Source organism: Curtobacterium sp. MCLR17_058, from assembly GCF_003234705.2.
GTDB lineage: Bacteria > Actinomycetota > Actinomycetes > Actinomycetales > Microbacteriaceae > Curtobacterium > Curtobacterium flaccumfaciens.
This window is the reverse complement of record NZ_CP126262.1, coordinates 741,170-761,129: the sequence shown is the minus strand read 5'-3', so window position 1 is coordinate 761,129 and position 19,960 is coordinate 741,170. Positions and strand designations below refer to the sequence as shown.

The 19,960-nt window shown below is 70.5% G+C and carries 15 protein-coding genes; 7 read left to right on the top strand and 8 right to left on the bottom strand.

All coding sequences use genetic code 11. The features are described from left to right. Positions 1–51 precede the first annotated feature (51 nt). A complete protein-coding gene (locus DEJ11_RS03720; RefSeq protein ID WP_181440698.1) occupies positions 52–1,068 on the bottom strand; it encodes a LacI family DNA-binding transcriptional regulator in 1,017 nt (338 codons plus the stop codon). 153 nt (positions 1,069–1,221) lie between these two features. Between DEJ11_RS03720 and DEJ11_RS03715 the strand changes: the two genes are divergently transcribed. The 5 genes from DEJ11_RS03715 to DEJ11_RS03695 all read left to right on the top strand — a co-directional run bounded on the left by DEJ11_RS03715 (position 1,222) and on the right by DEJ11_RS03695 (position 6,352). Continuing rightward, complete coding sequence (locus DEJ11_RS03715; protein ID WP_111024619.1) at positions 1,222–2,454, top strand: sugar ABC transporter substrate-binding protein; 1,233 nt, start codon at positions 1,222–1,224, stop codon at positions 2,452–2,454. A 148-nt stretch (positions 2,455–2,602) separates the two neighbouring features. Continuing rightward, positions 2,603–3,463: a carbohydrate ABC transporter permease gene (locus DEJ11_RS03710; RefSeq protein WP_017886802.1), complete on the top strand. Its 861-nt coding sequence runs from the start codon at positions 2,603–2,605 to the stop codon at positions 3,461–3,463. After that, the gene (locus DEJ11_RS03705) at positions 3,460–4,347 is read left to right on the top strand and encodes a carbohydrate ABC transporter permease (protein WP_111054922.1); all 888 of its coding nucleotides are present in this window, start codon (positions 3,460–3,462) and stop codon (positions 4,345–4,347) included. Before DEJ11_RS03710 ends, DEJ11_RS03705 begins: the two co-directional genes overlap by 4 nt. A gap of 44 nt (positions 4,348–4,391) precedes the next feature. Continuing rightward, entirely contained in the window at positions 4,392–5,252 is an 861-nt protein-coding gene (locus DEJ11_RS03700) for a ThuA domain-containing protein (RefSeq protein WP_111104194.1), read from the top strand. Continuing rightward, positions 5,249–6,352: a Gfo/Idh/MocA family protein gene (locus DEJ11_RS03695; protein WP_071405201.1), complete on the top strand. Its 1,104-nt coding sequence runs from the start codon at positions 5,249–5,251 to the stop codon at positions 6,350–6,352. The genes DEJ11_RS03700 and DEJ11_RS03695 overlap by 4 nt, the downstream gene beginning before the upstream one ends. Positions 6,353–6,491: 139 nt before the next feature. Here DEJ11_RS03695 and opgC read toward each other — a convergent pair whose 3' ends face one another. The 4 genes from opgC to DEJ11_RS03675 all read right to left on the bottom strand — a co-directional run bounded on the left by opgC (position 6,492) and on the right by DEJ11_RS03675 (position 12,433). Further along, positions 6,492–8,981: an OpgC domain-containing protein gene (opgC, locus tag DEJ11_RS03690; protein WP_146250078.1), complete on the bottom strand. Its 2,490-nt coding sequence runs from the start codon at positions 8,979–8,981 to the stop codon at positions 6,492–6,494. Then, positions 8,978–9,388 (bottom strand): ATP-binding protein, encoded by a 411-nt coding sequence (locus DEJ11_RS03685; RefSeq protein WP_111047424.1) that lies wholly within the window; start codon positions 9,386–9,388, stop codon positions 8,978–8,980. Before DEJ11_RS03685 ends, opgC begins: the two co-directional genes overlap by 4 nt. Next, positions 9,385–11,457: a glycosyltransferase gene (locus DEJ11_RS03680; RefSeq protein ID WP_258375477.1), complete on the bottom strand. Its 2,073-nt coding sequence runs from the start codon at positions 11,455–11,457 to the stop codon at positions 9,385–9,387. Before DEJ11_RS03680 ends, DEJ11_RS03685 begins: the two co-directional genes overlap by 4 nt. Positions 11,458–11,647: 190 nt before the next feature. After that, the gene (locus DEJ11_RS03675; protein WP_111104191.1) at positions 11,648–12,433 is read right to left on the bottom strand and encodes a TetR/AcrR family transcriptional regulator; all 786 of its coding nucleotides are present in this window, start codon (positions 12,431–12,433) and stop codon (positions 11,648–11,650) included. 122 nt (positions 12,434–12,555) lie between these two features. On the opposite strand from DEJ11_RS03675, the gene DEJ11_RS03670 reads away from it, so the two are divergent. Then, positions 12,556–13,479 carry an NAD-dependent epimerase/dehydratase family protein gene (locus DEJ11_RS03670; protein WP_258375475.1) on the top strand — a complete coding sequence of 308 codons (924 nt, stop codon included), beginning with the start codon at positions 12,556–12,558 and terminating at the stop codon, positions 13,477–13,479. A gap of 98 nt (positions 13,480–13,577) precedes the next feature. Here the strand turns inward: DEJ11_RS03670 and DEJ11_RS03665 are convergent, their stop codons facing one another. The 3 genes from DEJ11_RS03665 to DEJ11_RS03655 all read right to left on the bottom strand — a co-directional run bounded on the left by DEJ11_RS03665 (position 13,578) and on the right by DEJ11_RS03655 (position 17,587). Continuing rightward, complete coding sequence (locus DEJ11_RS03665; protein WP_181440869.1) at positions 13,578–14,918, bottom strand: fibronectin type III domain-containing protein; 1,341 nt, start codon at positions 14,916–14,918, stop codon at positions 13,578–13,580. A 304-nt stretch (positions 14,919–15,222) separates the two neighbouring features. Further along, positions 15,223–17,031: a DEAD/DEAH box helicase gene (locus tag DEJ11_RS03660; protein ID WP_071245939.1), complete on the bottom strand. Its 1,809-nt coding sequence runs from the start codon at positions 17,029–17,031 to the stop codon at positions 15,223–15,225. 91 nt (positions 17,032–17,122) lie between these two features. Further along, on the bottom strand, positions 17,123–17,587 hold the full coding sequence (locus tag DEJ11_RS03655) for a MarR family winged helix-turn-helix transcriptional regulator (RefSeq protein ID WP_163343313.1): 465 nt from the start codon (positions 17,585–17,587) through the stop codon (positions 17,123–17,125). 96 nt (positions 17,588–17,683) lie between these two features. Between DEJ11_RS03655 and DEJ11_RS03650 the strand changes: the two genes are divergently transcribed. Further along, positions 17,684–19,903 (top strand): MDR family MFS transporter, encoded by a 2,220-nt coding sequence (locus DEJ11_RS03650; protein WP_258375474.1) that lies wholly within the window; start codon positions 17,684–17,686, stop codon positions 19,901–19,903. The last annotated feature ends 57 nt before the right edge of the window (positions 19,904–19,960 follow it).

The window sequence follows — 19,960 nt, the reverse complement described above, 5'->3', positions numbered from 1 at the left end:
GGACGGGAGGCGCGTGGCGGGGCCGCCCCGCGCCTCCAGACCGGCGGGTGGTCAGGCCGGGGCGGGGGCCGTGGACTCGGCGATCCGCAGCGTGCACGGCAGCAGGAAGTGCGGCAGGTCCTCGGAGGTGCCATCGAGCTGCTCGATGAGGGCGTCGGCCGCCCGCACACCGAGCTCCGGGCCGGGAGCGACCATCGTCGACAGCCGCGGGTAGTGCTGGTCCGCGTTCGCCTCGGACGACGCGATGCTGAGCACCGAGACGTCCTCGGGGACCCGCCGCCCAGCGGTGTAGAGCCCGACCAGGACGCCCGCGGACGAGTCGTCCTTCATCACGAGCACGGCGGTGACGTCGGGGTCCGCCGCGAGCAGGTCACTCGTGGCCTGCCGCCCGCCGTCACTGCCGGGCCCAGCCGTGACGATCGTCCCGGACAGTCCGCGCTCGACCATCGCCTGCCGGAACGTCGAATCGACGCGCAGGTGCGGTGCGTAGCCGGCCATCGGGGTGCCCTCGAGGTCCTCGAGGACGAGCCCGAACCGCCGGTGCCCGAGGGCCTGGAGGTGGTCGAGGCTGTCCTCGATCGTCGTCTCGAAGTCGATGTCGACGAAGGGCAGCCCGCTGCTGTCGCGGGTCCGGCCGATCAGGGTGAACGGCACGTCCAGGTCGGTGAGGACGGCGACGCGAGGGTCGTCCATCCGCACCTCCATCAGGATGACGCCGTCCACGAGCCCGCCGGACACGAGGTCGTCGAGGTCGTCTCCCGCGGGGTCCACGGGCCAGAGCACGAGGTGGTACCCCCGCTCGGACGCACGCTCCGCCGCGCTCATGAAGAACTGCGAGGTGGTCGGGCTGAAGCGGTTGCCGGTGGTCGGGAACAGCAGTGCGATGATCCGGGTCCGCCGGCTCGCGAGCGCACGGGCGACGACGTTGCCGCGGAACTTCAGCTCGCGCATCGCGGTCCGCACCCGCGCCGTGGTTCCGGGGGTCACGTACTTCGTCCCATTCACCACGAAGGACACGGTGGCGATCGAGACCCCCGCCCGATCGGCGACCTGCTGCATCGTGGCCATGCCGCCGATCCTAGCGCTCGTCAAGTCAGAAAAGCGCTTTACAGGTGAAGCGCTTATCTGTTAGCTTCTCGCCCCAGGAGCACAGCGACGATGACGTCAGCGGCCTCGTCGATGCGTGCCTGTCCCAGCATCCGTCAAGAGAAGAGCTCTGCAATGAAGCAAAGATTCCCCTCCCAGTCGCGCCGGACCCGCGCCCTCGTCGGCGCCGTCGCCGTGCTCGCCACGGTCCCCCTGGTCCTGTCCGGGTGCTCCGGCTCCGGCTCGGCCTCGTCGGGCGGCAGCAAGGCCCTGACGATCGAGGACTACTACGACGCGAACTACAACCCGGTCTACAAGCAGTGCGCCAAGGAGGTCGGCGCGACGGTCACGATCAACCACGTCGCCGGTGCCGGCCTGATCTCGAAGGTGCTGCAGCAGGCGTCGTCGAAGACGTTGCCCGACGTCCTCATGCTCGACAACCCCGACGTGCAGCAGATCGCCTCGTCTGGTGCGCTGTCCGACCTGTCGGCCTACGGGCTCGACGCCGACGGCGACGTCCCCGGCGTGAAGGCGGCGAGCACCTACAAGGGCAAGCTCTACGGCCTGCAGTCGAACACGAACTCCATCGCGCTCTACTACAACAAGAAGCTGCTTTCGGACGCCGGTGTCCAGCCGCCCAAGACGTGGGACGAACTTAAGGCCGCCGCGAAGAAGCTCACCAAGGGTTCGACCTACGGCTTCGCGATGAGCAACATCAACACGTACGAGGGCACCTGGCAGTTCCTGCCCTTCTTCTGGTCGAACGGTGGTGACGAGAAGAACATCGCCACCGCGGACGCCACCCAGGCCCTGCAGCTCGTCGAGGACCTGCAGGACGACGGCTCGATGTCCAAGAGCTCGATCAACTGGGCCCAGGCGGACGTCAACAACCAGTTCCTGGCCGGCAAGGCCGCGATGATGATCAACGGCCCCTGGCAGCTCCCGGCGCTCAACGAGAAGAAGAGCCTCGAGTTCGACAGCGTGCCGATCCCGACACGCACCGGCGAGGCCACGGTCGCACCGCTCGGCGGCGAGGCCTTCACCGTCCCGCAGACCGGCGACAAGGACAAGATGCAGCTCGCCGGCAAGTTCGTCGGCTGCCTGCACACCCAGAAGATGCAGAAGGCCCTGTCCGAGGTGAGCGGCAACGTGCCGACGAACCTCGAGGCCGGCGCCGCGTGGGCGAAGGACCACCCGCAGGTCGCGTCCTTCGTGACCACGGTGCAGACCGCTCGCGCCCGCACCGGTGAGCTCGGACCCGACTGGCCCAAGGCCGCCACGAAGATCTACACCGCCGTCCAGCTCGCCCTCACCGGCAAGGCCAGCCCCGAGGCAGCGCTCAAGCAGGCGCAGTCCCAAGAGCAGTAGTCCACGGGGAGCCGGCCGACCGGTCGGCTCCCTCCGGCGACGAGGAAAGGACCCCGGCGTGAGCGCCTCGACACAGACACGACCACGGACGATCCCGCCCGTGACGACACCACGACCCGGGCAACGACGAGCCCGGTTCCGATCCGGCGTGACCCGATGGCTCTTCGTGGTGCCAGCGGCGGTCTTCGTGGCCGTCTTCTTCGGCTACCCGGTGGTGAAGAACATCGTCATGTCCTTCCAGGACTACACGACGGCGACCTTCTTCACCGGCGAGGCCCCCTGGGTGGGACTCGCCAACTACATCTCGGTGTTCCAGAGCTCGGTCTTCACGACGAGCCTCGTGAACACCGCATTGTTCACGGCGGGCTCGATCATCCTGCAGTTCGTCATCGGGCTGAGCCTGGCGCTGTTCTTCCGCCGGCACTTCCCGCTGTCGGGCTTCCTGCGGGGGCTCCTGCTCCTGCCGTGGCTCCTGCCGCTCATCGCGTCGAGCGCGGTGTGGAAGTGGCTGCTCGACCAGGACAGCGGCGCGCTCAACCAGCTCCTCGGAGTGGTGGGCATCGCCCCCGTGCCGTGGCTGGTCAGCCCGAGCCTGGCGCTCATCGCCGTGATCGGCGTCAACGTCTGGCTCGGCATCCCGTTCAACACGACGATCCTGTACAGCGGTCTGCAGTCCGTGCCCCCGGAGCTCTACGAGGCCGGCTCGCTCGACGGCGCCACCGGGTTCAAGGCGTTCTGGTACATCACGTGGCCGAGCATCCGGTCGGTGGTCAGCGTCGTGATCGTGCTCGGGGTCGTCTACACGTTGAAGGTCGTGGACATCATCCTCGGCCTGACCGGCGGCGGCCCGGCGAACTCGACCCAGACCCTGGCCACGAACGCCTACCACCAGTCGTTCATCAACTTCCAGTTCGGCATCGGAGCCGCGGTCAGCAACGTGCTGATCGTCGTCTCGTTCGTCTTCGCGATGGTCTACATCGCGATCTCACGGAAGGCGGTCGACGAATGAGCGTCGGACTCGCGAACCAGACCGTCACCGCCACCCGCGCGATCACGACCAAGAGCGCCCGTGCTCCCCGGCCACGCGGTTCGGCCAAGGGCGTCCCGTTCACGATCCTCGGCTGCGTGTTCCTCGCGATCATGGTGTTCCCCGTCTACTGGATGGTGAACACCAGCCTGCAGGCGACGTCCGGGGCCGCCACGGCGACGTGGTTCCCGTTCTCCCCCACCTTCGCCGGGTACCAGGCCGCGTTCGCCCAGCAGGGGCAGAACTTCGTGTCGAGCATGATCATCGGACTCGGTACCGTCCTGCTGACGCTGGCCATCGCGACACCCGCCGCGTACGGGCTCGCACGGTTCCGGATGCGCGGCGGCCGGGTGTTCCTGCTCGTGCTGCTGATCACCCAGATGATCCCGGCGATCGTCATCGCGAACGCGCTGTACACGCTGTTCAACAACATCGGGCTGCTCAACAGCTACGTCGGCCTGATCCTGGCCGACAGCGCGGTCCAGGTGCCCTTCGCCATCCTGCTCATGCGGGCGTTCATGGAGTCGATCCCGCCGAGCCTGGTCGAGGCCGCACTGGTCGACGGCGCCAGCGACTTCCGGGCGTTCGTGTCGATCGTCGTGCCGATCAGCCGGAACGCCATCGTCACCGCGGCGCTCTTCACCTTCCTCGGCGCGTGGGGCGACTTCCTCATCGCACTGACCCTGACGTCGACGACCGCGGTCCGACCGATCACGCTCGGCATCTACAACTACATCGGGTCGAACGTCACCGACTGGGGGCCCGTCATGGCGACCTCGGTGCTGGCATCCCTGCCCGCTGCTGTCCTGCTCATCTTCGCGCAGAAGTACATCTCCGCTGGTGCCCTCGGCGGTGCCGTCAAGTGACGGCACCGGACCGACGCCGCCACGCATCCCCCGAAAGGCACACCATGACCAGCACCCCGCTCCGCATCACCGTCTGGGGCGAGAACGTCCACGAACAGGTCGAGCAGCACGTCGCCGAGCGGTACCCCGACGGCATGCACGGCGCGATCGCGGACGGCATCCGCGAGCACCTGCCCGAGGCCGTCGTCCGGACCGCCACCATGCAGGAGCCCGAGCACGGCCTCACCGACGAGGTCCTCGCGAACACCGACGTCCTCACCTGGTGGGGGCACGCCGCACACCAGGACGTCGACGACGCCGTGGTCGACCGCGTGCACAAGCACGTGCTCTCCGGCATGGGGCTGCTCGTCCTGCACTCCGGCCACTGGTCGAAGATCTTCGGCAAGCTGATGGGCACCACCTGCACCCTCCGCTGGCGCAGCGAGCACGACCAGGAGCTCGTCTGGACCGTCAACCCGCAGCACCCGATCACCCGCGGGGTGCCGAACCCGATCGTCATCCCCGAGCAGGAGATGTACGGCGAGTACTTCGACGTCCCGACGCCCGACGAGCTCGTGTTCATCTCGGGCTTCACGGGCGGCGAGGTGTTCCGGAGCGGCATGACCTACCGCCGCGGCCTCGGGAAGATCTTCTACTTCTCCCCCGGTGACCAGGACTTCCCCGTCTACCACCACCCGGACGTCCGCCGCGTGATCGCGAACGGCGCCGAGTGGGCCCGGCCCGAGCGGGAACGGGAGATCCCGACGCTCCGCCGCTACGACCTGGGCGAGTACTTCGACGGGCAGCACTACCGCGGCCCGTTCGACGACGCCGAGCCCGAGACCGCCGAGCCGGCAGCCAGCGAGCCGGCGACCGAGCCCGAGACCGCCGAGCCCGTGGCCGAGCGCGACGGGGCGCAGGCGTGAGCCCGCTCCGCGTCCTGCAGGTCGGCGCCGGCGGGATGGGACGGGCCTGGCTCGCCACCGTCGCCGCCGACCCCGAGGTCGAGCTGGTCGGCATCGTCGACCTCGACCTCGACGCCGCCCGCGCCGGGGCGGAGCACGCCGGTGACCCGTCGATCCCGGTCGGCACGGACCTGACCGTGCTGGCCGCCGAGACCGGTGCCGAGGCCGTCCTCGACATCACCGTGCCGGTCGCGCACCACCCGGTCACACTGCAGGCACTCCGTGCCGGGCTCCCCGTGCTCGGCGAGAAACCGGCCGCGCAGACCGTCGCCGAGGCGCTCTCGCTCGCCGCCGCCGCCGAGGCCACCGGCAAGCTGTTCATGGTGTCGCAGTCCCGCCGCTACAACGACCAGCTCGTCGCGTTCCGGCAGCACGTCCGCGACCTCGGTGCCGTGGGCGGGCTGAGCACCCGGTTCGCGAAGGCGCCGCACTTCGGTGGGTTCCGCGAGGAGATGGACGACGTCCTGCTGCTCGACATGGCCATCCACGCCTTCGACTCCGCCCGGTACGTGCTCGAACGCGACCCGGTGTCGGTGTACTGCGAGTCGTGGAACCCGTCGTGGTCCTGGTACCGGGGCGACGCGGCCGCCGCAGCCGTCTTCACGTTCGAGGACGACGTCCGCTACGTCTACGACGGCTCGTGGTGCGCGCCGGGTGCCGAGACCTCGTGGAACGGCGACTGGCGTGCCTCCGGAGCGGCCGGCACGGCGCTCTGGGACGGCGACCACGACCCGTCGAGCGACCTCGACGGCACCCCCGGCTCCCCTGCCGCTGCGCCGTCGGTCGGGCACGAGATCGCCGGGTCGCTGGCGTCCTTCGTCCGGGCGGTCCGCTCCGGCGAGGTGCCGGACGGCGAGGTGCACGGCAACGTGATGAGCCTGACCATGGTCGACGCGGCCATCACGTCGGCGCGCAGCGGGCGCCGGGTCGTCATCGACGAGGTGCTCGAACAGGCGCACCGGGACGCCCTGGCCGCCGAGCAGGACGACGCGATCCGCGACCGCCTGGCCGGGTGGGAGTCGGTCCGCGGCGCCCTGCGCGAGCGCCTGCCCGCGTCCTGAGACGCGACCGCAGGACGGACGGGAGGCCCGTGGCGACACCGCCACGGGCCTCCCGTCCGTCCGCCCTCGCTTCGTGAGCAGGAATGGTCGGGTCCGCACGTCGGACCCGACCATTCCTGCTCACCATCCGTGCACGCGGTCAGCGCGGGATGACCGAGAACAGGAACTTCTTGCGGACCATGTACCAGGCCAGCAGGATCAGCGCCGTGTGCACCACGAACCCGATCCAGAAGTCGCCCCACGGCACACCGGGGATCGACGCGATCGCCAGGGCGAAGAACACCTGCCAGACGAACACGTACAGGCTCGCCTGCCCGAGCGGGATCCAGAGCCAGCCGATGGCCGCGGCGATGGGCTTCCAGAACACCGTGAGGATCGCGTAGGACACGACCGCGAAGAACGCGATGTCCACCAGGCGGCCCCACTGCAGGTCCACCCGCTGGTACGCCGTGTTGTACAGGGACTCGTACATCGTCGCCGGGAACGGCACCGGGGTGAACCCGAAGTGGTCGCCGGCCCACACGTAGACCAGGAACGCCGCGTACCCGCCGACGGCGATGCCGACCAGGACCTTGCCGAGACGCCCGGTGAGCGCGCCGACGATCTGCCGCCGGTAGTACCCGAGCACGAGCCCGTGGGTGAACACCACCTGCCAGGTGAACAGGGGGAACACCGCCTCGAACTGCGAGTTCAGCGGACGGAAGTCGGGGTTGAGCGCCTGGAACACGTACAGCGCCCAGCTGGCGGCGAGGACCACCCACCAGAACCCGCGGCGGATCACCCAGATCAACGCCGGGATGAACAGGCTCAGCACCACGAACAGGCCCATGATGTTGAACGGCCACGGCCCCATCTCGAGCAGCAGGAACTGCCGGATCGCGTACCAGGGCGGCGGGTAGGCGAGCAGCTGCATCGCGTTCGGGTACAGGTCGTAGACCCGGCCCTCGGCCTCGACGCCGCCGGTGCCCGTGCCGCGGTCGGTGAACGTCGTGATGGCGTCGGTGTTCAGGAACGGGACGAAGCTCAGCGCGAAGACCACCAGGATCACCACGAGCGTGACGATGTACTGCTTGCGCGCGCGCTTCCACGCCCCGATCGCGGCCGCCCACTCGCCGAACTTCTTCACGGCGAACGGGTACGTCATGCCGAGGACCATGCCGGACAGGAACACGAACATCTCGGCGCCGGTGATCGCCCCGACGGCGTGCAGCGTGAGGTACGAGTACGGCCCGCCGATCTCGATGTGGGTGATCACCACGGCGAGGATGATGAACCCGCGGAACAGGTCGAGGCGCAGGTCACGGCCGGGCTTGCCGTCGTCGGGGTAGCGCCAGCTCGGCAGGAGCCGTCCGAACACCCCGCTCAGCAGGAACACGATCGCCAGGCCGGCGGCCAGCCAGACGATCCACGCCATCTGGTCGCCGCCGGTCTCGTACTCCTGGGAGATCGCGGCGTTGCCCTGCTGCACGGTCACGCGGTCGGTGACCGGGCCGAAGGCGAAGTCACCGGACCGCTCGAGATCGGCGCGGAAGGCCTCCGCGACGTCCGGGTCCGCGGTGAGCCGCCAGTCGGCCACGCGGTTGCCGGCCTCGGGCTCGCGTCGCTCCGCCTCGAGCACGGTCATGCCCCGGATCAGCGGGCGCTCCTGCACGGCCGCGAGCACCTGCCGCCACCAGCTCCGCTTGACCTGGAGCTCGGTGTCGCCCTGCAGCTCACGGTTGTACAGGGCACCGGTGTCGAGCAGCATCGGACGGTCGTCGGCCGCCGCGAACCGGTCGTAGAACGTGCCCGACTGCGGCTGGTCGTAACCCCAGTCCTCGTCGAACCGCGACTCGACCTCACCGCTGCGGGTGAGCGGCACGGCGCGACCTGCGGCTTCGGTCGGGTCGCCCTTGCCGTACGAGAACATCGAGAGCCCGACCCAGTCGACGGCCTCGGCGCCCGGCCAGTACGGCCCGTACGGGTCGTCGGCACCGGTGAGCTGTCCGTCGCCGTTCGTGTCAGCCTTCGCGACGTCGACCGGGGACAGGTTCCGCAGCCGCCCGGCGGACTCGCCGAACGGGTAGCCGGCACCGTACCCCGGCGACCAGACCATGAGCGCGTCCGACGTGCCCGCGTGCACGGTCGTCCCGAGCGCCCGGAACGCCCGGACGAACTCCGTCGGCTGCTGGCCCCAGCGGACCCACGTGCCGTTCATCTGCGGTGCGAACCGGACGAGTACCTGGGTGTCGTACTGGTCGTGCAGGTCCTCGAACACGGTGTTGACGGCACGGGTGTCCGCGGTGTCGAGCGACCGCAGTTCGCGGTCGGGTTCGAGGCTCACGACGAGCACCGCGCCCTGGGTCGCCGCCGCACGCGCCGAGCGGAGGAGCTCCTGCTTCGCCGTGCGGTCGAGCGGGTAGTCGACGGAGACCCCGTACATCGACGGCGTCGCGCCGAGCCGTCCCTCGTACCCTTCGGGCGAATCGCTGGCCCAGTCGAGGTCGGGGCCGAACCACGTCGACCCCTCGGCCGGCTGTACGGCGGCCGCCGGGTGCACGGACGCAGCCGACGCCGGCAGCGCACCACCGAGCAGGAGCGTGGCGATCGTGACGAGGAGGGCGACCGCGCGGACCACCGGCTGCTTCACCGGTCGCACGCAAGCGTCCAGACGTTGTGGCCGGGCTCGTGCCGGTGCTCGAGGCGGTCGAGGGCGGCAATGGCGAGCGCCAACCCGCGGCCGCTCTCCTGCTCGACGTCCGCCATCGTCACGGCGCTCAGGTCGATGTCGACGGGCATCCCGTTGTCGGTCAGCACCGCGGTCAGGGCCTGGTCGGTGGCCTCGAGGCGCACGGAGTACCGGCGCCCGGTCCCCCGGTCGGCACGGACGGTGTGCTCGACGATGTTCGCGGCGACCTCGGCCAACGCGGTCTCGAGTGCGAACCGGAGCCGCACGTCGTCGATGCCCAGGCCGTCCCACCACGCGGCGAAGCGGTCCTGCACCTCGTCGAGGGAGTCGGGCGTCGCGGCGACCTCGAACGTGGTCTCGGTGCTCACAGGGGTCCTCCGGCGGTGCTCGACTCGTGTTCGGACTGGGCTGGGGTGGCCGGACCCCGGTACCGGACGGCCCGGATCACGATGCTGAAGATGAACAGGTCGAAGACGACCCACGCGGTGTTCACGAGCGGCGCGATCCCTTCGGCCTGGCCGGTCAGGTAGCGGATGCCGATCATGACCAGGGCGGCGACCAGGGCACCCATCGCGTACAGCTGCGGCTTGACGAGGTCCCACCGCGGCTTTTGCTCGGTCTCGTCGCGCACCTTGGGGGTGACGCGGAACCCGAGCGGCTTGCCCCGGTAGACGTTCTGGAAGGCGCTGGTCACCGACTCGATCCAGACCGGGAAGAGTGCGAGCGAGTACTGCTGCCCGCGCCAGGTCGGTCTGCCGGCGGCCACCACCCAGAAGAGCAGCTGGTTGCACACCAGGAACGGGATGAGCCGGGCGAAGAAGTCGACGCTGTAGGCCTGCACCGGGATGACCCCGAACGACAGGCAGAGCACCGGGGCGGCGATGTAGACGATCGCGGCGAACCCCGACAGGTAGCTCCACATCGTCGAGAAGTACATGAGCCGCTGCCCCCACGACAGCCCCTTCTGCACCAGGGGGTTCTCGCGGAAGAACACCTGCATGGTGCCCTGCGCCCAGCGGAGTCGCTGCACGAGCATCGTCGGCAGGTCCTCGGGGGCCAGGCCCTTCGCCAGGATCTCGTCGTGGTACGCCGACTTCCAGCCGAGGCCGTGCAGACGCATCGCCGTGGCCATGTCCTCGGTCACCGAGATCGTCGCCAGCGGCATGATCGGCTGCGCCTCGTCGTCGCGGTTGACGTCGAGGGCACGGGCGAGCACCGCGATGGACTCGATGGCAGCGACCGGTGAAGCCTCGCGCCGGCCGAGCACGTCGAGCGCGGCGTCGTCGAGACCGGCGAAGGTGTTGGCGTCGGTCGACATCGCCGCGAGCTCCTGCAGGTCGTTCCGCACGGACTCGAGGTCGGCGGCGGCGAACCGGAAGGCGATGGCGTCGATCCCCCGCTGGAACCCGTACGTCACGTCACCGAGGGGTTCACCGGCGCGGACCTGTTCGCGCGCCTGGTCCACCACGGCCTCGGCGTCGTCGAGGGCGGCGAGCACGCGCGGGTCGGTCTCGGTCTCACGGGAGCGGGCGAGGAGCTTGCGCGAGGTGGCGAGGGTGCGCTGCACGGACGCCTCGACCTCGGCCACGTAGCGTGAGATGCCGAGCTGCATGAGCGCTTCGCGTCGCAGGATGGCGTTGGACCCGCAGAAGAACGCGGCGTTCCAGCCGTCCTTCGACTGCTGGATCGGACCGTAGAACAGCGGCGCCTGGCTGCCGAGGGGGTCGTCGTCCGGCACGTTCTCGAACCACTGTGGCGTCTGCACGAGCGCCATCTCCGGGTCCTTGAAGTAGCCGAGGGTGCGGTCGAGGATCGCCGGGTCGGGCACCTGGTCGGCGTCGAGGATGAGCAGGAACTCGCCCTGGGTCGCGAGCAGGGCGTTGTTGAGGTTGCCGGCCTTGGCGTGCCGGGGTCGGTCCACCCAGTCGGCACCGCGGGTGATGACGCCGATGCCGAGCGCCTCGGCCGCCGCACGCATCTCGGGGCGGTTGCCGTCGTCGAGGATCCAGGTGGTGTGCGGGTGGGTGATCGCCTTCGCCGCCCGGGCGGTGCGCTCGACCAGGTCGATCGGCTCGTTGTAGGTCGTGATGAAGACGTCGACGGTGACGTCGGTCGACGGCTTCGCCGGTGGTTCGCCGCGCTCCCGGAGCCGCCAGGCCCCGAGGGCGAAGAGCAGGGAGTCGATGACGCTGTAGGTCTCGGCGAGGATGAGCGGCACCGCGATCCACCACGAGTGCCAGTTCACCGAGGCCGCCCAGCGCCAGACGATGTAGTTCACCCCGGCGAGGGACGCCAGGAGCGCCACCGTCCGCACGGTCACCAGGCGTCGGCGGGCGGTGCCGGTGGTCAGGCGGCGGCGGTCCTGTCGGCTGACGTCGAGCGCGGTCACCGGGTCGCCCCGTCCGTCGTGCCGCCGCACGTGCTGCGTCGCAAGCATGCCTCCTGATCAGCGCGGGCCCCGGCCGCGTCGCACACGCCCGAGTGTGGTTCCGGCCGGCAGCTGCCCCGAGGGCACCGTGCCGGTCGTCCGCTCCGGTCATCGGGCACGACCTCGGCGTGACGACCTGTCTACCGCACGGGCGGGGCCTGTGTCAGGCTGCGCACCCGATCTGGGGACAGCACGCGCGTCAGAACGTGGCAGTGAACCCCAGGTCATCCGCCAGGCGCACGATGACCTGGTCGAAGTAGGCGGCCGGGTCGGACACGGAACCGACGAAGTGTCCGAAGAGCTCGAACGAGATCGTCCCGAACACCGTCGTCCAGGCCATCAGGGTGCGGACGAGGACCTCGTCGGGCAGGGTGATGCCGAACGAGCGCAGGGTGGCGACCCCGTCCGCGACGGCCGGACCGGCCACCCCGGGAGCCGCCGTGGGCGCGGTGGGTGATCCGGGCCTCCCGGCCGCCCCCGGCGTCGACGTGACGGACGAGCCCGCCGCACCGGACGCACCAGGAGCACCGGACGTACCGGGCGCACCGGACCCGACGGCGTCCGCGACCACGCGCACCAGCGCCAGCGCCGTCCGCGACGCGGGCACGACGGTCTCGCGCGGCGCCGCGTAGCCGGGCACAGGCGAACCGAACAGCAGCGCGAAGTCCCCCGGATGCGCGATCGACCAGTCGCGGATCGCCCGGCACATCGCGACCCAGCGTGCACCGGGAGCCGGTCCGGCCGCGGCACCGGCGGCCTCGACCGCGGCGCCGAGTTCGTCGTAGTCGGTGATGAGCAGGGCCGTCAGCAGGTCGTCCCGGCTCGGGAAGTACCGGTACACGGCCGACGAGACCATCCCGACGTCACGAGCGACGGCACGCAGGCTGAGGGCGGCCGGACCCTCGTCGGTCAGGCGGGTGCGTGCCGCGGCCAGGATGTCCGCGGTGACCGTCTGCCGTGCGAGTGCTCGGGCGGTGGGTGCCATCCGACGATCCTGGCACGGGAGAGCAGCGCACACAAAGGAGAGCACTGCTCTTGCTTTCACGTCGACGAACCGTCATGCTCGTTTTCGAGAGCGGTGCTCTCGTAACCAGGAAGCAGGAGACCATGACCCACCACCTCATCGTCGGCGCCGGCCCCGTCGGCCGGCACGTCGCGGAGCTGTTGACCGTCCGGGGCGACCGCGTCACCGTCGTCTCCCGCTCCGGTCGCAGCACGGGCATCGCCGGTGTCGAGCACCTCGCGCTCGACGCCTCCGATGCCGACGCCCTCTCCCGCGCCACCGAGGGAGCAGCCACCCTCTACAACTGCGCGAACCCCGGCGACTACACGCAGTGGGAGCGCACCTGGCCCCCGCTCGCCGCAGCACTGCTCACGGCGGTCGAACGCACCGGGGCGACCTACGCCATCACCGGGAACCTGTACCCGTACGGCCCGGTCGACAGGCCGATGCACGAGGGACTGCCGGACGCCGCCACCGACCACAAGGGGGTGCTCCGGGCGACCCTGTGGGCCGATGCCCTCGCCGCGCACGACGCTGGCCGCGTCCGGGCCGTCGAGGTCCGCGCCTCGGACTACCTCGGCCCCGGGATCGGCGCGAACGGGCACGTCACGCGCGTGCTGCCGGCGGCGCTGCGCGGACGGGCGGTGTCGATGGTCGGTCGCACGGACCTGCCGCACACCTTCACGGACGTGCTCGACGTCGCTCGGACCCTCGTCGCCGCTGCCGAGGACCAGGGCGCGCACGGCCGCACGTGGATGGTGCCGAGCAACGCGCCGCGTACGCAGCGGCAGGCGCTCACCGACGTGCTCGCCGCGGCGGGGAAGCCCGCGGTGCCGGTGCGGCGGATGCCCGCGTCACTGTTCCGCGTCGGCGGGCTCGTGTCGCCGATGCTCCGCGAGCTGGCCGAGATGTCCTACCAGTGGACCGCGCCGTACGTGGTCGACGACCGCGAGAGCCGGACGCACTTCGGCATCGAACCGACCCCGTGGGACGAGGTCTGCCGCCGGACGGCCGCCGGCGCGGCCTGAACCACCGCCGCCGACACCGCCGCCACCCGCTGCCACCACACACGGAAGGGGGTGGGACGCGCCGTTGCGTCCCACCCCCTTCCGCCTCGCACCGCCGGTCAGATCACCAGCAGCCTCGAGTACTGCGCCGCGTCGAGCTGCTGCGCAGCTCCACCCGCGGCGGGGACCTTCCACAGCCCGACCGAGGGGCCGCTGTCGATGGAGACGAACACGTCCCCGTCGGCGGAGGCGGCACCCAGGTGCTCGCCACGCGACCCGGCGGTCAGCCCGGTGACCGGCACGGTCGACGTCCCGCCGCTGCCCACCACGAGCTTGTCCGGGATGCCGCGGTCGATCGTGCAACCGGTCGGGCTGGTCGGGTACTCCGACGGGGCGGGGCAGAACTGCGCCGACTGCAGGAGCGAGAAGCCGTCCGCGTTCGCGGCGGCGTACTCGAACGCGTACCGCGGTTCGATCTTCGTCAGTTCGGTCGCCCCGGGCTTGAGCTGGTACCAGATCCACGACCCGGCGGCACCGGGCGAGCGGATGTCGACGTAGACGTTGCCCTGCGAGTCCGCGAGCACACCGGCGGGGTAGCCGACGGTCGAGCCGGCGGGCCCGGTGAACGTGCGGGGCGCGATGCCGGTGCCCTTGACGTACGGCTGGCTGACCGTTCCGCCGAGCACGACGACCTTGCCGTCCGGGGTGACCGTCCAGAAACGCTGATCGCTCCCGACGGCCTTGCCACCCAGGTCCAGCACGACCTTCGGGGTCGAGGTGCCGACGGACAGCTTCTGCACCGCACCGCTCACCGAGTCCACCCAGTACAGGTTGCCGTCGGCGTCGGAACGCAGGTCCGGGGTCAGGTGCAGGCCGGACGCGATGATCGAGACCCCGCTGCCGTCGGCCGGGTCCCGCAGGATCTCGGTGCCGTCCGCCGACGGGGTGAACACGTCACCGTCGGCGTTCGCGGTGAAGCCCTCGCCGTCCGTCGCGACGACGGTCTCCGCACCGCTGCCGGAGTCCGCGAACCGCACGACGTCACCGTTGCCGTCGAGCGCGAACAGCGACTGCGTCGTCTCCGGCTCGGGCACCGACGGTGACGTCCAGCGCAGCGTGATCGTGCGTCCGGTCCCCCGGTGTCCGAGGGCACGCAGCGAGAACCGGTACGTGGTCGCGGGCGAGAGCTCGTCGAAGCGGTCGGAGCGGGCACGCGGGTGGAGTCGGTCGACCTGACGGTCGTGCCGGTTCGCGACGGCGGCGACCGCGACCTTCCAGCCCGTCACCTTCGCGCCGTGCTTCGGGCCGCGCCACGTCAGCGTGGCACTGTCCGCGTCGCCGGTGACGCGGACGGCGGTCGGTGCGCCCGGCACCGACGGAGAGGTGTGCGCCGTCGCCGGTACCGCACCTCCGAAGACGAGCGCCGCGGCGGCGACCGCGGTGATGAGTGCTCGGTACACGATGGTTCCCCTGCCTTCCCCGCGGCTCCCTGCGTCACGGCTCCACGTATCACAGCACCGCGCCGCCCCCAGGGGAACGCTTGCGGGTCGGATCTGCGGTTCCCCGCACCGCAAGATGCCGCAGGGCTCGACCGGCAGACGCCGTCGTGTTCCCGAGACGCCACCGAATCCGACGGCGTCTCGCCGACTCGGCGGCGTGGAGCCGACACGACGGCGTCTCGCGGGCACGGGACCCGCACCGACGACGGACGGGAGGCCCGGTGCCAGCTGGCACCGGGCCTCCCGTCAAAAAGGGGGTCGCGTCTCAGTAGCGCGGCTTGCGCTCCGGACGGTCGTCGCGGTCGTCGCGGCGGCCGCCCCCACGGCGGTCCGCACGGATCTCGATGAGCTTGCCGCTGATCCGGGTGTCGGTCAGGCGGTCGAGCACACCGGGGTCCATGTCGGCCGGCAGTTCGACGATCGAGAAGTCCGGTCGGATCTGGATCGCACCGAAGTCGTCGCGGCGCAGGCCACCCTCGTTGGCCAGGGCGCCGACGATCTGGCGCGGCTCGACGCGGTGACGACGGCCGACCTCGATGCGGTACGGCGACATCGGCTGCGAACGGCGCGGGCCACGGTCGCCGCGGTCGCCACGGTCGCGGTCGCCACCACGGTCGCCGCGGTCGTTGCGGCCGCCACGGTCGTCGCGGGCACCACGCTCGTCACGCTCGCTGCGGCGGGCGTCGCGCTCCATCTGGCTGCGGAGGGCGTCGTCGGCTGCGGTGAGGAGCAGCGGCGAGTCGCCCTGCGCCACGACGGCCAGGGCGGCGGCGACGTCGTCCGAGGGGACGTCGTGGTGCTCGACGTAGTGCGCGATGACGTCGCGGAAGGCGGCGATCCGGCCCTGGTCCTCGAGCGCCGCGGTGATGGCGTCGTCGAAGCGGGTCAGGCGCGTCTCGTTGACGTCGTCGATGGTCGGCAGCTGCATCTGCGTGAGCGGCTGCTTGGTGTGGCGCTCGATCGCGGACAGCAGGCGACGCTCACGCGGGGTGACGAAGCTGATCGAGTCACCCGAACGACCGGCGCGGCCGGTCCGACCGATGCGGTGCACGTAGGACTCGATGTCGACCGGGATGTCGAAGTTCACGACGTGCGTGATGCGGTCGACGTCGAGGCCACGGGCGGCGACGTCGGTGGCGACCAGGATGTCGAGCTTGCCCGACTTCAGCTGGTTGACCGTGCGCTCACGCTGGGCCTGGGCGACGTCACCGCTGATCGCGGCGGCGGCGTACCCGCGGGCACGGAGCTTCTCGGCCAGGGTCTCGGTCTCGCTCTTGGTGCGGACGAAGATGATCATGCCCTCGAAGTCCTCGACCTCGAGGATGCGGGTGAGCGCGTCGACCTTCTGCGGGTACGAGACCATCAGGTAGCGCTGCGTGATGTTCGCGGCGGTCTTCGTCTTGGTCTTGACGGTGATCTCGGCCGGGTCGGTCAGGTACTGCTGCGAGATGCGGCGGATCTGCGCGGGCATGGTCGCCGAGAAGAGCGCGACCTGCTTGTCGTCCGGAGTGTCGGCGAGGATCGTCTCGACGTCCTCGGCGAAGCCCATCTTGAGCATCTCGTCGGCCTCGTCGAGCACCAGGTACTTCAGCTCGGACAGGTCGAGCGTGCCCTTCGCCAGGTGGTCCATGATGCGACCGGGGGTGCCGACGATGACGTCGACGCCGCGGCGCAGGGCGGAGAGCTGCACGCCGTACGCCTGGCCGCCGTAGACCGGCAGGACGTGGACGTTCTTCATGTGGGACGCGAACTGCTCGAACGCCTCGCACACCTGCAGGGCGAGCTCGCGCGTCGGGGACAGCACGAGCGCCTGGGGCTTCTTGCTGCCGGACTCCATGCGGGACAGGATCGGCAGCGCGAAGGCCGCGGTCTTGCCGGTACCGGTCTGTGCCAGGCCGACGACGTCGCGCCCGGCGAGGAGGGTGGGGATGGTGGCTTCCTGGATGGCGGAAGGGGTCTCGTAACCGATGTCCTTGACGGCCTTGAGCACAGCGTCGCTCAGGCCGAGATCGGCGAACGTCACCACGGGCCCGTCGTCGAGGGTCTCAGTGGTGGGGGTGGTGTCCGTGCTCATACCACCAACGGTATCTCGAATGCGCGCTCCGCAGGGACGGGAGGCCCGTGGCGGCGCCGCCACGGGCCTCCCGTCCGCCGTGTTGGTCACGTCAGGAGCGCGTGGTGCCGATCCCCAGGACCGCGTCCGCCCGGTCGTTCAGTCGCGTCAGCATCTCGGCGAGCGAGCGCAGCTCGTCCGAGGCGAACTCCTCCGTCAGGTCGTCGAACACCTCGGCACCGGCGGCGTCCAGTTCGTCGAGCAGCCGTCGGCCGGCGGGGGCGAGCGTGACGAGCGTGGCGCGGCCGTCCGCGGGGTCCGGCGACCCGATCAGGTGTTCGGCCTCGATCAGCGAGGCGACCCGGCGGCTGATCACCGGGCGCGACAGCCCCGTCGCGTCGGCGATCGCGGTCGCCCGGACGGGGCCGTGCCCGGCGACGGCGCGCAGGATCACGCGGGCCGTCGGGTCGAGGCCGCCCCGGGACTCGATGAGCGAGGAGCGCAGGGTCTGCCGGACCCACAGCCGGTCGAGCTGGGATCGCAGGAGTCGCTCGGCGGCACGCCGGTCGTCGGTCACGCGCTCAGCGTAGCGGGCACATTTAGTTGCTTGCCGGAAGCAACAGATGTATCGTTGCGCGGTCTGCAAAGTTTCACAGCCAGAAAAAGGAGTTCGATGACCGCCACCGCACCCGTCTCGGTGCAGCACGGTCGGCACACCGCCGAGGCCCCCGCGGCCTCCGGAGGCGCCGGCCAGCAGCCGCTGATGACCCACCGTCAGATCCTCCTGGTGATCTACGGCCTGATGGCGGGCATGTTCCTGTCCTCGCTCGGCCAGACGGTGTTCGGCACGGCGATCCGCACGATCGGCGACGACCTGCACGGGCTCGACCAGCAGGCCTGGGTGACGACCGCGTACCTCATCACCTCGACGATCGCGACGCCGATCTACGGCAAGCTGTCCGACATCTTCGGCCGCCGCCCGCTGTACATCTTCGGCATCGTCGTCTTCATCCTCGGCGCCGTCCTGTCGTCGATGTCCACCTCGATGCTCATGCTCGCCGCCTTCCGCGCGGTGCAGGGCATCGGTGCCGGCGCGCTGATGTCGCTGCCGCTCGCGATCATGGGCGACATCCTCGCCCCGCGTGAGCGTGCCAAGTACCAGGGGTACTTCCTCGCCGTGTTCGGCATCTCGTCCGTGATCGGCCCGCTCATCGGCGGTCTGCTCGCCGGTTCCTCCGAGATCCTGTGGATCACGGGCTGGCGCTGGGTGCTCCTGATCAACGTGCCGATCGGCGTCGCGGCGCTCCTCATGGTCATCGTGTTCCTGCACCTGCCGAAGGTGCACGGCACCGGCGACGCGAAGCCGAAGGTCGACTGGTGGGGCGCGACCGCCGTCATCGTCACCCTCGTGCCGCTCCTGCTCGTCGCCGAACAGGGCCGCATCTGGGGCTGGGGCTCCCCCGCCGCCATCGCCTGCTACGTCGTCGGTGTCGTCGGCCTGATCGGTCTGCTGCTCATCGAGTCGAAGATGGGCGACGCGGCGATCATCCCGCTCAAGCTGTTCCGCTCGGGCACGTTCTCGATGGCGACCGTCATCGGGTTCCTGGTCGGCTTCGCGATGTTCGGCGCGATGCTCACGATCCCGCTCTACCTGCAGATCGTCGTCGGGCTCACCCCGACCGAGTCCGGTTTCGCGACCCTGCCGCTCGTCGGCGGTCTGATGATCGCCTCGATCACGAGCGGTCAGATCGTCGCCCGCGTCGGCCGGTACCGGATCTTCCCGGTCATCGGCACCGCGCTCGTCTCCGCCGGCTACGTCGTCCTGACCTTCATGTCGATCGACAAGCCGCTCTGGTTCCTGATGATCGGCATGTTCCTCATCGGTCTCGGTCTCGGCTCGGTCATGCAGTCGCTGACCCTGGCGTCGCAGGGCTCCGTCGAGGCTCGTGACATGGGCGTCGCCACGTCCTCCGCCACGTTCTTCCGCCAGATCGGTGGCACGCTCGGCACCGCCGTCCTGCTGTCCATCCTGTTCTCGGTGATGCCGGCGAACATCCTGACCGCGACCGCGAACCAGAAGGACCTCGGTCCGGCGCTCGACGCCGCGCTCAACCCGACCGTCGCCAGCGCGAAGGCGAACCAGGGCGCCATGGACAAGATCTGGACGCCCGTCGTCACCCCGCTGACGAAGACCGTGCAGTCGCAGCTCGACGCAGCCTCGGCCAAGGCGAAGCAGGCCGCCGACGCCGCGGTCACCGAGCAGGTCACCGCGGCCGTGCAGCAGCAGGTCACCGCCGGTGCCGTGCCCGCCGCAGCAGCGCAGACCGTCATCGACCAGCAGGTCGCCGCGGCCACGCCGGCCGCCGAGCAGTCCGCACTCGAGCAGGTCGCCGACCAGGCGCACGCCAGCGTGCAGGGCGACACCGTGTCCGTCGACTGGTCGAATGCCTCGCAGCGCTCGTACTGGGTCGACGAGCTCACCCCGGAGCTGGCGAAGAAGATCGACGACGGCAACACCACGAGCGACAGCGCCACCAGCACGAACGACACCTCGTTCCTGACCGGTGCGGACAGCCGCCTGACCCGGCCGTTCATGGCGGGCTTCAACGCCTCGTCCGTGACGATCTACTGGGTCGGTCTCGGCGTCATCCTGCTCGCGTTCGTGCTGACCTGGTTCTTCCGGGTGCCGCCGCTGCGCCAGCGGTCCGCACTGCAGGAGCAGGCCGACATGTCCGCCGAGGCGCAGCTCGAGGCCGAGGCGGGCGCCGCCGCAGCCGAGGCCGGCTCGTTCACGGGCCCGATGACCGGGTCCGTGCCGACCGGGTCCGTGCCGACCGGTTCGGGTTCGACCGGCTCGGGTTCGACCGGATCCACGCCGACGCACCGTCGGTGACCGACCGGGGCGTCCGTCCGTGCCCCCTTTCCGGGCGGGCGCCCCTCCCACACACAC

Coding starts and splice junctions, on each gene's coding strand:
- DEJ11_RS03720 (WP_181440698.1), bottom strand. CDS start 1,068: ATGGCCACGATGCAGCAGGTCGCCGATCGGGCGGGGGTCTCGATCGCC.
- DEJ11_RS03715 (WP_111024619.1), top strand. CDS start 1,222: ATGAAGCAAAGATTCCCCTCCCAGTCGCGCCGGACCCGCGCCCTCGTC.
- DEJ11_RS03705 (WP_111054922.1), top strand. CDS start 3,460: ATGAGCGTCGGACTCGCGAACCAGACCGTCACCGCCACCCGCGCGATC.
- DEJ11_RS03700 (WP_111104194.1), top strand. CDS start 4,392: ATGACCAGCACCCCGCTCCGCATCACCGTCTGGGGCGAGAACGTCCAC.
- DEJ11_RS03680 (WP_258375477.1), bottom strand. CDS start 11,457: ATGCTTGCGACGCAGCACGTGCGGCGGCACGACGGACGGGGCGACCCG.
- DEJ11_RS03675 (WP_111104191.1), bottom strand. CDS start 12,433: ATGGCACCCACCGCCCGAGCACTCGCACGGCAGACGGTCACCGCGGAC.
- DEJ11_RS03670 (WP_258375475.1), top strand. CDS start 12,556: ATGACCCACCACCTCATCGTCGGCGCCGGCCCCGTCGGCCGGCACGTC.
- DEJ11_RS03660 (WP_071245939.1), bottom strand. CDS start 17,031: ATGAGCACGGACACCACCCCCACCACTGAGACCCTCGACGACGGGCCC.
- DEJ11_RS03650 (WP_258375474.1), top strand. CDS start 17,684: ATGACCGCCACCGCACCCGTCTCGGTGCAGCACGGTCGGCACACCGCC.